General features: G+C 44.1%; 9 protein-coding genes. All 9 read right to left on the bottom strand.

All coding sequences use genetic code 11. The features are described 5' to 3' along the window. Position 1 precedes the first annotated feature (1 nt). The 9 genes from LDX50_RS28795 to LDX50_RS28755 all read right to left on the bottom strand — a co-directional run bounded on the left by LDX50_RS28795 (position 2) and on the right by LDX50_RS28755 (position 13,286). Entirely contained in the window at positions 2 to 889 is an 888-nt protein-coding gene (locus LDX50_RS28795; protein ID WP_225699764.1) for a carbon-nitrogen hydrolase, read from the bottom strand. Between the two features lie 73 nt (positions 890 to 962). Further along, positions 963 to 2,129, bottom strand: a complete 1,167-nt coding sequence (locus tag LDX50_RS28790; RefSeq protein WP_225699763.1) for a lactonase family protein — start codon at positions 2,127 to 2,129, stop codon at positions 963 to 965. A gap of 122 nt (positions 2,130 to 2,251) precedes the next feature. Next, the gene (locus LDX50_RS28785) at positions 2,252 to 4,273 is read right to left on the bottom strand and encodes a sensor histidine kinase (RefSeq protein ID WP_225699762.1); all 2,022 of its coding nucleotides are present in this window, start codon (positions 4,271 to 4,273) and stop codon (positions 2,252 to 2,254) included. A gap of 276 nt (positions 4,274 to 4,549) precedes the next feature. Further along, a complete protein-coding gene (locus tag LDX50_RS28780; protein WP_225699761.1) occupies positions 4,550 to 5,731 on the bottom strand; it encodes a tetratricopeptide repeat protein in 1,182 nt (393 codons plus the stop codon). 33 nt (positions 5,732 to 5,764) lie between these two features. Continuing rightward, on the bottom strand, positions 5,765 to 8,350 hold the full coding sequence (gene gyrA, locus LDX50_RS28775) for a DNA gyrase subunit A (RefSeq protein ID WP_225699760.1): 2,586 nt from the start codon (positions 8,348 to 8,350) through the stop codon (positions 5,765 to 5,767). Between the two features lie 124 nt (positions 8,351 to 8,474). Further along, a complete protein-coding gene (locus tag LDX50_RS28770; RefSeq protein WP_225699759.1) occupies positions 8,475 to 9,539 on the bottom strand; it encodes a hypothetical protein in 1,065 nt (354 codons plus the stop codon). A gap of 60 nt (positions 9,540 to 9,599) precedes the next feature. After that, on the bottom strand, positions 9,600 to 10,211 hold the full coding sequence (locus tag LDX50_RS28765; RefSeq protein ID WP_225699758.1) for a hypothetical protein: 612 nt from the start codon (positions 10,209 to 10,211) through the stop codon (positions 9,600 to 9,602). A 140-nt stretch (positions 10,212 to 10,351) separates the two neighbouring features. After that, positions 10,352 to 10,822, bottom strand: coding sequence for a hypothetical protein (locus LDX50_RS28760; RefSeq protein ID WP_225699757.1), 471 nt, complete (start codon positions 10,820 to 10,822; stop codon positions 10,352 to 10,354). 97 nt (positions 10,823 to 10,919) lie between these two features. After that, entirely contained in the window at positions 10,920 to 13,286 is a 2,367-nt protein-coding gene (locus LDX50_RS28755) for a TonB-dependent receptor (RefSeq protein ID WP_225699756.1), read from the bottom strand. Positions 13,287 to 13,290: the final 4 nt, after the last annotated feature.

The following is a 13,290-nucleotide window of genomic DNA, read 5'->3' as shown; positions in this document are numbered from 1 at the left end:
ATCAGTCGATGGCCCGCTTTGTTAAATCTCCAAACGCATCGATGCGGCGGTCCCGGAAAAAGGGCCAGTTCTGGCGAACATTCTCCTGTAATGAGAGATCAACTTCTGCCAGTAATATTTCTTCCATATCATGGGAAGCCTGCGCCAGGATTTCACCCTGAGGCCCCGCAATGAACGAACTCCCCCAGAATTCGATACCATCGGTTCCGGGCACATATTTCTCCAATCCGATCCTGTTGGCAGCGGCCACATATACCCCGTTGGCTACAGCATGACCTTTCATTACATTCATCCAGGCACCATGCTGATTAACCCCAAATTCCTCCTTTTCAGAAGGGTGCCAGCCGATCGCTGTTGGATAGAATAAGACCTCAGCGCCTTTCAGGGTGGTGATTCGGGCGGCTTCCGGATACCACTGATCCCAGCAGATCAACGTCCCCACTTTTCCTTTCCGGGTTTCAATAGCCTGAAAACCCAAATCGCCGGGTGTAAAGTAAAATTTTTCATAGAAATGCGGGTCGTCCGGAATATGCATTTTACGATAAAGCCCCGCCCGACTTCCATCAGTATCAATGATATATGCACTGTTGTGATATATTCCCGCCATGCGCTTTTCAAAGAACGGCACAATAATTACTACCCCAAGATCTTTGGCCAATTTGCTAAAGGCCTCAAAGGATGGTCCGTCGAGCGTTTCTGCGTATTTAAAGTTTTCGACATTTTCACTCTGACAGAAATAATGGCTGCTATAAAGTTCGGGGATCAGAATAACCTCTGCTCCTTGTGTGGCAGCATCCCTGACCCACTGAAGGCACTTTTTCAGATTATTTTCCGGCGTATTATTCAGGTTTAGCTGAATAACAGCAATTGTATAGTTTGATTTCGGCATTTGGGTTTATTTCTGGTGCAAAAATACCGTCAGTGAATTAAATATCCCACAATTCACTCCTTACATTCAAATTTTATTCGAATTCGATACAAACCGGTGCGCCCACCTCGATTCGTTTACCTGTTGCTTCCATCATACCGGTTTCCTGATCAACCTTTGCGCTAACAATGGAGTTTCCTTGTTCATTAGCGATCAGAAGGTATCCGCCGTCCGGACTAATTGCAAAATTTCTGGGCCATTTTACTCCATCGGTGAAGAAATCGGCCAGACTCAGGCTGCCATCATCTTCAATCACGAAGCTTACGATACTGTCGTGACCACGGTTTGATCCGAAAAGAAGCCGGCCATTCGGATGTACATGAATGTCGGCACATTTATTATCCCCGGAGAATCCTTCAGGCAATGTATTAACCGTTTGACGCTCACTCATGAGACCGCTTTCTGCATCGTAGTCATACGCCGTAATGGTCGCATTCAGTTCATTGATCACGTACACCACATTTCCATTCGGATGGAAAGCGATATGCCTTGGCCCTGCACCCGGCGCCGCTTCAGCAAACGCAGGTGAATTCTCCACCAGGGCGCCATCTGATCCAACAGCATATATCATGATTTTATCGGTCCCCAGATCGGCTGCCAGGGCATACCTTTCGGCCGGATCTAATATGATGCTGTGCGCATGCGGGCCTTCCTGCCGGGAAGCGTTCGGACCAGAGCCCTCATGTTGTTTCACCCATGACTTTTCGAGGAAGCCTCCCCCGGACGATATCGCGGCTGAAATAACATTTCCGGATCCGTAATTTGCCGAGAGCACAAACTGACCAGCATTATCTGTTGCAATATAACAGGCATATGTACCCTTGCTCGATGTTGTGTCGATGGGGAGCAGTTTACCAGGGCTTTGGACTTCATAGGCCATAAGTGCTGATTCACCAGATTCAGATAAGCTCTCATTTACTGAATAAAGGTATGATCCGTTGGAACTCAGGGTTAAAAAGGATGGATTTCCAGCTTCCACTGCCAGTTTTAAATCTCGCATGCTTCCGTCGCCCGGATCAAAGGTCGCATAATAGATTCCTTCACTTATCCCATTGGTATAAGTCCCGATATAAAAACCGGCTGGTTGGTTTGATGTCATTTCTTCCACTTCAGGTGGGGCCTCTTCCTGAGTAGACTGATTTCCGGAACATGCAGTTATCAGGCAAATGCTAAACAGGATTACAATTATATTCAATTTCATTCCGGAATATAGCAGTTTCAATCTAACCGTAAAAGCCGGTGAAGATATAAGCCAGTGTTCCTACAACTTTAATCCATAAAACTTCAATTTGCCTGATGGAATGTGTCTACAAGCGCAAAGGATCAATTGCCTGACACATCAATTCTTTCTTCAGCATGCCTGACAGGAAATATAAGTGTAAAGGTTGCACCTTCACCCCGGGCAGACTTCACGCTGATCCTGCCTCCCATAAGCTCAGTGAGGTTTTTAACAATACTCAAGCCCAGACCGGTACTGGACTCGCCCTGTGTAGGACGGGCTGACAGCTTTTGAAATTTACCAAAGATTTTCTTCCTATCAGCTTCGGTAAATCCGGGCCCCTCATCCTTCACAACAATCTCATATTCCTGTGCTCTCCGAATAAGTTCCACATCCACTTTTGATTCCTGAGGTGAAAATTTGATCGCATTGGAAAGGAGATTATCAATGATCCGGCTCAGCATATTGGGGTTAATCCATGAATAGACCTGGTGATGACCATGATAACGGACAGATATATTCTTACTACTTGCATAGGCGGCATGAGCCTTGACACAATCTTCCAGCAAGTCATTTATACTTGTCTGTACAAAGCTTTCAACATCGTTCAGGTGGGACTCATACATGGTAAGTACATTGAGGTCATCGATAAGATGCTTTCCCTCTTCAGCAATCTTAAGAATCATGTCATTTAACTCACTTTCCTCCTGCCCCTTAAATTGTGTGTTCATTCGCATGATCTGGGCCAGACCCTTTATCTTATTAAACGGAGACTGCAGGTCGTGTATCATCACCCTGATCATGGATTGCTCTTCCTCATGTGACTTCTTTAGCTCATCATTCGACATCCGGAACGTTCGGGCTTCTTCTTCAATTTGACGCTGATATTCTTCAATCTTCCTGGTCCGCTCCTTAACGCGCTGTTCCAGGCTTTTATTAAGGTAATTCAGTCGTTGCAACAGACCTTCCTCATTTTCCATAGCACTTGAAAAGCGTCTGGAAATCACTACAACAATCAGAAACAAGTATATTACCACACCCCATCCACTCCAGTCCCCTGTGTCGATGATCCTCGCATTAAACAGGATATCATTAATTAGAAACAGGAAAGCAACCATACCCCCCACCAAAACCGTTTTAGCGCCCTCCCGGTGCTGCATAGCTGCCTTAAAAGTGAAATAAATCAGAAAGACACCTGCTACTACCGAGAATAATTGGAAGAACGGAACTGAAAAACTACTGATTCGAAGCGGCAAAAGAACTACGAGCGCAACACTCAACAGTCCTATCATCCAAACGATACGCTGCGACCACCGTGGAATTAAGCGCGGGAAAAGGCCTGCTAAAACTGCGTAGTTGAGGGTGATACCCAGGTAAAAAGTAATGAGGGTGATCTTCAGTAAATTCACTCCGTCCACAGACGGGAGATAACCGGCAATCAGCTGTTCTCCTGAAAACAGAATCCGAAGCATTAAGCCGAAACTCAATACTGAAAAGAACAGGATGTACGAATCCTTTTTCCGAAATATGTAATAAACAAATAGAAATATACTCATCAGGGCAAGAGCACCACACTGGATCCCCGCAAAGAGTGTTTTTCTTACACTTTTCTGAATTAGAAAACTGTGCTCGCCATAAATGAATGGGCCTATAAATCCACCAACATGATAGCTGTGATTACTCACCAGAATTTTAATTTCCGTCGCTTCTCCTTTACGATAGTATTGATCCGGAATATGGATCACTCCCCGCGGAATTCTTACTTTCTCTTCTTCAGCACTTATGGAGGGCTTCCCGCCTGAAATGAGTACATTATCATTAATCAGTATTGTGTAGGCTGATAAGATGTTTGGCAATAAAACGGCAAGTTCCCGGATGTTGTCCGGAACGTTAACTGTTGTTTGATACATTCCATGACCAAATGTACTCATGGTCTTATTTGGCCACTTATGAGGTACATCAACCAGAATTCCTGCTTCTTCCCCGATCTGCCAGGAGCCCTTAACAAACACCCATTCATTTATCTTATAAACAGACTCTTCCGCTTCCCCGGTATTCACCGAGTAAACAGAACATCCGGCGATGCTCAGTAAGATTAAAATAATTGCCAGCCCACTTCGCCCCATCGTTACAGAATATTGTCCATTAGATATATACTTTTACCTGGGTATAGTACTCCTGAATCTTTTCACATTTTCTACTTTATTCCTGAGAATTCGGTGAAATGACACGATTGGGGGATAAGATAATTAAAAAATTAATAGAAGGTCCTCATTTATTGTGGTTTATGTATCGTATTATGAAATATTACTTTAAGTAAATGGATTGCGCTGATTTGAATACTATGACATAAAAAAAACCGCCTTGCGGGCGGTTTTCTCATACGATTCAAATGTATTATTTTATTCAGGAAGGGCATCCAGCTGTTCAGCAATGGCGACAGCTTTGTCGTTCATTTTCAGCTGAACATAAAGGTACTGAAGCGTTTCCAGTGTTTTTCTGTTGTTTGGTTCCAATTCATTCACTTTTTCCCAAACAGGCAAAGCCTCTTTAAGTCGGGTGTTGATCTCTGAATCCATTTCCCGGGCCTTTTTCTGATCTGCAGAAGAGATGCCAAGATTATTACGGGCTTTGACCAGTTCAACCGCCTGGTTATATTTCAATACTGCCATATTGTAATTTCCGTTAAAGTAGTTCGGATCTACCTCAACAGATTTCTGGTAAGCATTTAACGCAGCATCCTTATCACCGAGTTCTTCATTCATCACACCCAATGAGAAATAAAGGTCCGGATTGTCCGGTTCTGCAGCAATTGCTGATTCAAGTCCTGCACGTGCCTCGTCAGCCTTACCCATCTGGATCAACAGATTGATCTCTGTCTTGGCGAAACGGCTGTCTTCAGGAAATTCTTCCTTGGCTTCACGAGCCAGTTCCAACGCTTTTTCATTGTCCTTGTTTACCTGGATTTCAATGTAAAGTAAGGCATTATAGATGTCTGCAGTTTTGTAGTTCAGATCATTTATCAGGGTGTAATAGTGCTGTAATGCGCGATCATAATCCTGCATCGCCTGAGCAGCACTGGCAGCATATATATATCCGGTTGTATCTTCAGGCTGAACAAGGGTTGTTCGCTCAAAGTTATATACAGCGCCTTCGATATCATCATTCTGATAAGCTTCCACACCTTTATTCAGGTAATAAGCCCATAACATCTCAACTTGTTGTGATCTGGGTGTAGGAAAACCCGTTAAGGGGTCAGAAAGGAAGTAATCGCTGTTACCTGTATTCAATTCATCGGCTTTATTAAACGAAGCCATTGCAACGGCCAACGGATCATTCACCAGGTTCTGGTATTCAGCATTTGAAGTGGTATCCAACGATGCATAGATAAGTGCACGATAATACCAGGTTTTGCCGTCATCTTTCAGTTTTTCATATTCTGCGGCTGCATCAATGATTTCTTTGGCTTCTCCCAGGTTACCATCCTGCATCGCCTTAATTGCCTGATTAACCTTTGGCTTTTTCTGTCCGTAGGATACGCCAGCTACGACGATCACTGCCAACATTATAAGGAGTCTTTTCATAACGTACTTAATTCTAATTACTAATTTAATTTTTTATTCTTCATTTTGAACATTTGTGTCACTTCCTTCCGTTGAATCCCCATTATTATCCGGTGATTCACCATTTTCCTGATCTTCAATATCCTCGTCACCCTCGATATTCTCGATTTTTTCGACAGAAGAAATCTCATCATCATTATTAAGCTTGATAAGTCGTACGCCTTGCGTAGCACGTCCCATCACACGTAATGAAGCAACTTCGAGTCGAATCGTGATGCCCGATTTATTTATAATCATCAGATCATCAGAATCGACTACTTCCTTAATAGCAACAAGTTTGCCAGTTTTTTCAGTAACGTTCAGGGTTTTGACTCCCTTACCACCACGACGGGTGATCCTGTAGTCATCGATAAGTGAACGTTTGCCATATCCTTTTTCAGAAACAACCAGCAAGTTTGCATCCTCTCTGGAAACACAAACCATGCCGATTACCTTTTCGTCTCCTTCGAGAGTAACACCACGGACACCCGCTGCAGTACGTCCCATCGGACGTGCATCGGATTCATGGAAATGGATGGCCTTGCCTCCGCTCTTCGCAATGATGATATGATTATCACCATTTGTCAGTTTTACCTCAAGGAGCTTATCCCCTTCGCGAACAGTGATCGCATTGATTCCATTTGATCTCGGCCTTGAATATGCTTCCAGTGTCGTCTTCTTGATGGTACCATTTTCGGTACACATAACAAGATAATTGTTATTGATATACTCCTCATCATTGAGGTCCTGTACATTTATAACAGTACGCACCTTATCACCCGGTTCAATATTGATCAGGTTCTGAATAGCACGACCTTTTGAAGTCTTCCCTCCTTCAGGAATTCCGTATACTTTCTTCCAGAAAACTTTACCGAATTCAGTGAAGATGAGCAAATAATTATGTGCCTGGGCCACAAACAGGTGTTCAGTAAAATCATCCTGCTTTGTTGTTACACCGCGCGAACCCACTCCGCCCCTCGACTGCGTTCTGTATTCGATGAGTGGTGTACGTTTAATATAGCCCTCGTGGGAAATGGTGATCACCATATCATCGTTCGGGATCATATCCTCAACGGTCAGGTCATCAGCGCTATGTACAATATCTGTTCTGCGATCATCACCATAACGATCAGAAAGCTCCGTTAATTCATCCTTAATGATCTTCATCCGTTCGCTTTCATTTTCCAGAATGAACTTCAGCCGATCGATAAGTTCCATTACCTCTTCGTACTCTTTCTGAATCTTTTCACGTTCCAGACCCGTTAATCGCTGAAGACGCATTTCAAGGATTGCCTTGGCCTGTATATCACTCAGGTCAAAATTCTCCATCAGGCCTGCCTTCGCAATCTCGGGATCCCTTGATTCACGGATGAGTTTTATAACTGCATCCAGATTATCCAGCGCAATGAGGTACCCCTGAAGAATGTGCGCACGACGTTCCGCTTCATTCAGGTCATATTGTGTACGTCGAATTACAACCTCGTGGCGATGATCCACAAAATGACGGATCAGGTCTTTGAGATTCAGTGTCTGCGGACGTCCCTTCACAAGAGCAATATTGTTCACTCCGAAAGAAGACTGCAGCTGAGTATATTTATAAAGGTGATTTAAAACAATATTCGGAATAGCATCCTTTTTAAGATCATAAACGATCCTCAGGCCCGACCTGTCAGATTCATCCCTGATGGCAGAAATCCCTTCTATACGCTTATCATTCACCAACGCAGCGGTTTTTTCGATCATACTGGCTTTATTAACCATGTATGGAATCTCGTTGATGATGATCTGCTCCTTCCCTGTTTTTGTCGTTACAATCTCCGATTTAGCGCGCATCACAATGCGACCACGTCCGGTTTCAAACGCATCCTTTACACCTTTGTATCCGTAGATCGTTCCGCCAGTAGGAAAATCTGGAGCGGTTACGAACTGCATCAATTCGGCAATTGTAATGTCATTGTTATCAATGTAGGCCTGAATACCTGCACAAACTTCACGCAGGTTGTGAGGCGGCATATTGGTGGCCATACCTACAGCGATCCCTGAAGCACCGTTGAGCAACAAGTTGGGGATTTTTCCGGGAAGTACTGTTGGTTCCTTTAGTGAATCATCAAAGTTAGGCTGATAGTCAACCGTTTCCTTATTGATATCCGAAAGCAATTCTTCGGCTATCCTTTTCAATCGGGCCTCTGTGTAACGCATCGCTGCCGGGGAATCCCCGTCAATACTACCAAAGTTACCCTGGCCGTCTACTAGTGTATAGCGAAGTGACCAATCCTGGGCCATTCGCACCATTGAATCGTAAACAGCGCCATCACCATGCGGGTGATACTTACCAAGTACTTCCCCAACAATACGGGCAGATTTTTTATAGGACTTGTTGTAATTAACACCCAGCTCAAGCATTCCGTACAGGATTCGCCTGTGAACAGGTTTTAGTCCGTCTCTGACATCCGGGAGAGCTCGTGAGATGATGACCGACATAGAATAATCTATGTACGCTCCGCGCATCTCATCTTCGATATTTATGGGTATGATTCCTTGTCTTCCTTTGGGCCTTTCATCCTGGTTTTCCAGGCTGTCATCTTGCGTTTCGTCCGCCATAAATTTGAGTTACAACTTGTATGATTAAATCAACCGCAAACTTACGCAAATTTTGGCAAGCATCCATTATTTATGAGGAGCAAAAATCATATTTAGCCGGGCTAATTGTCCGGCCTGTCATCCATCAATATGGATTCATTTTTTTCTTGTTCTTGCGCTTGTATTTGATCAGGCTTGGATAGTTCTCCCCATGGTGTGGATTTTGTTTTTTATACCAGGGATGCACCCGACTTCTGTATTCCATGTTACCATGCTGGTGGTTGACCTGCGTGCGGCATTCCTTGATAAAGCACCGCTTTAATTCGGGGATTCTGTAGGTGATCCCCACATTGAGAAACCATGCATTCATATTGGTCTTCAGGGAGAGACCGCTTTCCGGCATATTCAGTGTAAATGACTTCAGGTCATAACTGGGCCTTGCAAATAAACGAACGTACTCTGATAATTCCCGTTCCACAGTAAGCCCGACATTCATATACACCCCCTTGGTCACTTGTGTTTTATCAAACTTCCTGGAGAGGCTGAATCCACCAATATGGGCATCTGCGCTGAGAACGAAATACTGATAACGATACAGCTTGGCACCAAATAGAAAATAATACTTTTTATAGAAGGTAGAATTAAAATCCGGACTGTAGGAATTGATACGATCACCAAAACGATTTGGAGCCATTTCACCTGGCCGATGATATTCCATGATGAAACCTCCGCCAACTTTATAGCGGTTAAACTCAAAATGCACTGAAACATTTAGAGGAATGCTCCAGCCACGACCCTGAAATGCGAGACCGGCACTGTCACCCTGTACAATAAAGTCATTGGCTGCATTATAGTTCCTGCTTCCTGAGGGATCTGCCCTGTTGAACCAGTATCGGTATCCGTTTATGGATGCGGGAACAGACTGGCCTCCCCCCTCAAAAATGACCGGCATGGAATCAGGCTGTTGCAATACTGCAAAATCAGACAGATCCTGTTTATAGAATGTCTGCCCATAACCAGTCGAGAGGCTGAAGTGAAATTTGCTGAGAAAATTACGCAGTCCGCCATTTACCGGTTTGGCATAAAAGTGATCCAGCGGAATGGAAACATCCCGGTCGTCCTGTGCCGAAAGATGGGTGGCTGAAAATACAAAAACCACCATCAGCATGGTACGGAAAAAAATTGGTATGGTACCCCGTCTAGTATGCATAGCTGATGTTACAACAGCCAAAAGTAAAAATTATTATGTCCAGAATTTGCTACAATGTACCTATTTCACAGTAAATGTACCTAAAAAAGACTGAAATACCGGGTACTGCGTTAATTCAAGCCTATTTCCAATATCTTTCAGCTTCTCAAACTCAACCCCGGATATACTGCGTTCACCTACGGTGAGTGATTCATCTGTCAGTACAAAGGAGCTCAGAAAATTCACAAAGATATGCGGAACGTTCATCAGGTCCTGGATGAAGATTTTTAAAGGATCCGCAAAATCACGGCGGCTTTCATTCTGAAGCACATTCCGATCAAAGGAAACATCCATGGTTAACCGGATCATATCAAAAAACGGGTCTTCCCAGCGGTCAAATGCCTTGATCAGATATTTCATTGCGTGAACAACCGGATCTGTTTTCAGAAAGAAGCCGCCCTGCGACATGCGCCGGCACATCTTATTCAATGCAAGCTCTTCAAATAAGCTGATGCTGCCATTTGCCAGGGCAACCCCTACAGAAGGAGTCATAAGTACCAACGCCAAAAAATCGTGATCCGAGATCTCAAGCATCGAAGCTTCATGCCTGATAAACTCTTCTTTCAAAGGCGTAAGAGCAACCGAGATCTCCGGAATTTCTATGAGTGTACCTACTTCGTATTCAGAAAACATAATTTTTTTTTGACAATATACACTGGGAAATTAAAACTTCAATTTACCCTGTTGAAATAAATTCAACCACAGAGAACACCATAAAAAAAAGGCGCCATCATTGGGCGCCTTTCTTACGTATTTCTTTAAGCAATCAGGAATTATGCTCCTGCATCCGCTGCAGAATTGATCGCCTTCTGAATAGCCTCATATCGGGCCTTCACCTCTGGATCAGAGTCAACAGCAGATTTGATCTCTTTGTATACCTTACCACCATCAGGAAGCATCTTAGTTGCCATGATCGACACTACATCTGAGATAGCCTGTTTCCGCTCATCCTGCATGTTGGTAACCAATTCCATAAATTTCTTTTCATAATCCTTGGCACCAGCAGCTTCAAGCTTTGCTTCGTCTCCTCCGGCCTTGGCAAGTTCCAGATAGCGCTTTCCATCCATGCCTTCCTGGTTTTTGATCATCTCATTGGTGAGATCACTTATTTCCTGCTTCATCGCATCCACAGTTTCCATCATGATCGCATATCTTCGGAGGTTCTCGTTACTGATTTCCTGAGCATTTACCACGCCTGCGAGCAGCACCGACATCACTGCTACCATTAAACTTACTTTCTTCATTTCTTGCTGATTTAGGATTAGAGTTACTGATTAAATTTGTTCAAACCTTAAATTTAAGGCAGACACCTCATTTTTAACAAGAAAAACGTAAAAAAGGTTAAAACAGGCGCAAACTTAACCTCAAATTCAGGAACCTGGCTGACAGGGAATTAGGTACGGCAAACTGATTTCCATCGTAATCAGAAATAAATAGATAGCTAATCGGGTTATCACTTCCCAGCAAATTCAGCACCTCAACTGAAATCTGCAGTTGTTCGTCCTCCCTGCCTTTTTTTAGATAAATCAGACGTGTAAAACCAATATCAATACGACGGTAACTCTCACCATCAAAAACATTTCTGTACTCAATATTTCCTGGCGGGCCGAATGGTAAACCAGATCCAAAAAACAAATTCAGGTTAACGCGTGTCCTCGGATCATTGGGTATGTGATCTTCAAACTGTATGGCCACATTGATTCGCTGATCCGTTGGTCTTCGAATATACCCGCGACCGTCGCCGGCCACATCTTCCATCGTTTTCAATATCCCCAAACTGAACCAGGATTGGGTTCCGGGAATGAATTCACCACTGACGCGCAAATCAACTCCCGTCGCAAATGCCCTGGCATCATTGGTAGCATAATAGCGCGTCTTTACATTATCGACATCATATGGATTCACATTCCACAGGTGCTTGTAATAGGCTTCGGCAATAAAGGAAAAGGGCCTGCCCCACCATTGAAAACTGTAGTCCATTCCACCAATCAGATGCAATGAAGACTGTGCCTCCACCTGCGAATTGATAGATCCATCCAGGGCACGAAATTCGCGATAAAAAGGCGGTTGCTGATACATGCCCGTTGCAAGTTTAAAAACCACATCACGTTCCCAGTCAGGTGCATAGGAAAATTGGATTCTCGGACTTACCAGAAACTGTTTATTCAGGGTAGTATACGTGAGCCGAATCCCGCCGGTCATTGAGAAATTTGGATCTGGATTCCAGGCATATTGGACAAACCCAAATAATTGACCGTTTTCAAGGATATTATCTGAAAACCGCTGCTCAACTCCCACCACATATCCGGACGAATCGGTGAATTCATATTCATTCAGATAATCGTCAAAATACTGATAGGCGCCACCCGCACCAAAATTAAGTTCATCCCGGTTGTCAAGTAAAATTGATTGTCGGGTTTCCAGTGAAAAAAGATTGGCCGTCAATGTGTTGCGGCCATAATCAAACTGGGTTCCTATACCACGTGTTGTTACACATTCGTTAAAGGAAGGGCTGCCAATCTGGTTGTCAACATCACACAAACGATAACCGCCTTCAATATTTGTGTATTCCCGCTCGAAGGCCTTCACCCCAGACACAATGACATCAGACTTCCAATTGTCGCGGATCCAGGAGGAATATTTCAACCCAGCCTGGTACGTATCATATTCCAGTAACTCCCGTCCCACAAATGCCACTGTAAACCGTAATGGCTGATTGAAGGTGCCAAATTCTGAAGTACGCGTCTCAGGCCTCACCTGGTACCTGTTTCGGCCGTAGGAAGCAAGAATCCCGAGAACAGGAGATTTAATACGCGGTTTCTTGTCCATCCTGATGGTTACATATGCCTGCAAATCTGTAAATCTGGGTCGGTAACCGGCTGCCGTCTCAAGCGTATTCAACAAATATCGGGAAGATTTGTGCCGGGCTCCGGCAACATAGGTCACCCGACCAGTCGCACCCTCTACGTGGGCCGATCCTCCGAGTAAACTCAAACTCGCGGAAGCTCCGAATGATTCAGGCTGCTTATATTGAACATTGAGCACCGAGGAGAGCTTGTCCCCGTATTTAGGCTGCCACCCTCCCGAAGAAAAACGTACAGCACTCACAAGGTCTGGATTTATAAAACTCAGACCTTCCTGCTGACCGTTGCTGATAAGAAAAGGCCTGTAGATTGGAATGTCGTTCACATAAACAAGATTCTCATCAAAACTACCGCCCCGTACCGAATAGGAAGATGAGAGCTCATTATTGCTTACTACACCCGGCAGTGTTACAAGAATCCGGTTGAAATCCCCAAATGCACTGGGTAATGCCTGTATTGTTTTCGGATCAATAACTGTCAGGCTTGTCTCATTGCGAAGTTCATCATCCTTGATTACCACATCCGATAAAACCGCCGTTGATTTAAACAGCGTAATATTCAATTCCATAACCTGGCGATCTGCAAGCCGAATCTTTTCAACTACTACAGAATACCCAACATAGCGGAACTCAAGATCTATAAGGGAATCAGCGGGAACTGTGAGCCTGTACCTGCCTGCGTCATCTGAAATTGTACCCCGGTCTGTATTTAAGATCCTGATCGTTACATCCGAAAGTTCTATTCCAGAACTATCCGTTACAATACCTTGTATTACAGATACTTGTGACTGACTATCTAAAGCTAAAAATAAGATAAAACCCAGGGTCACAAAGAAAGAACGCATGAGT

This window comes from Fulvivirga sedimenti, from assembly GCF_020328055.1.
This window is presented reverse-complemented; position numbering and strand designations above follow the sequence as displayed.

Coding starts and splice junctions, on each gene's coding strand:
- LDX50_RS28780 (WP_225699761.1), bottom strand. CDS start 5,731: ATGAAAAGACTCCTTATAATGTTGGCAGTGATCGTCGTAGCTGGCGTA.
- gyrA (WP_225699760.1), bottom strand. CDS start 8,350: ATGGCGGACGAAACGCAAGATGACAGCCTGGAAAACCAGGATGAAAGG.
- LDX50_RS28765 (WP_225699758.1), bottom strand. CDS start 10,211: ATGTTTTCTGAATACGAAGTAGGTACACTCATAGAAATTCCGGAGATC.
- LDX50_RS28770 (WP_225699759.1), bottom strand. CDS start 9,539: ATGCATACTAGACGGGGTACCATACCAATTTTTTTCCGTACCATGCTG.
- LDX50_RS28755 (WP_225699756.1), bottom strand. CDS start 13,286: ATGCGTTCTTTCTTTGTGACCCTGGGTTTTATCTTATTTTTAGCTTTA.
- LDX50_RS28785 (WP_225699762.1), bottom strand. CDS start 4,273: ATGGGGCGAAGTGGGCTGGCAATTATTTTAATCTTACTGAGCATCGCC.
- LDX50_RS28760 (WP_225699757.1), bottom strand. CDS start 10,822: ATGAAGAAAGTAAGTTTAATGGTAGCAGTGATGTCGGTGCTGCTCGCA.
- LDX50_RS28795 (WP_225699764.1), bottom strand. CDS start 889: ATGCCGAAATCAAACTATACAATTGCTGTTATTCAGCTAAACCTGAAT.
- LDX50_RS28790 (WP_225699763.1), bottom strand. CDS start 2,129: ATGAAATTGAATATAATTGTAATCCTGTTTAGCATTTGCCTGATAACT.